Raw genomic sequence first — 479 nt, forward strand, 5'->3', positions numbered from 1 at the left:
GGCGGCAGCGCGTTCGGCGCGGTGACCGCGGCGGCGGCGCTGACGCTGTGGTCGTTCATCGGGCTGGAGTCGGCCACCGTCCCCGCCGAGGACGTCCAGGAGCCGGAGAAGACCATCCCCCGCGCCACCGTGGCCGGGACGGCGGTGACCGCGCTGGTCTACATCCTGGGGACGGTGGCCGTGCTGGGGCTGGTCCCGGCCGCGGCGCTGGCGACCTCGACCGCGCCGTTCGCCGACGCCGCCGACGCCGCGTTCGGCGGGTGGGCCGCCGACCTGGTCGCGGCGGGCGCGGCGATCAGCGCGTTCGGCGCGCTCAACGGCTGGATCCTGCTGCAGGGCCAGATCCCGTTCGCCGCCGCCCGCGACGGGCTGTTCCCGCGGGTGTTCGCCCGCACCGGCCGCGGCGGGACCCCGGTGGTCGGGCTGGTGGTCTCCAGCGTCCTGGTGACCGGGCTGATGCTGATGAACTACAACGCCGG

General features: G+C 76.4%; 1 protein-coding gene. It reads left to right on the forward strand.

The annotated features are described in order from the left end of the window. Positions 1-479, forward strand: a 479-nt coding sequence (locus tag ETD96_RS44275; protein WP_138642412.1) for an amino acid permease, incomplete at both ends; no start/stop codon positions are given.

This window comes from Actinomadura geliboluensis (genome assembly GCF_005889745.1).
In the GTDB taxonomy this organism is placed as follows: Bacteria; Actinomycetota; Actinomycetes; order Streptosporangiales; family Streptosporangiaceae; genus Spirillospora; species Spirillospora geliboluensis.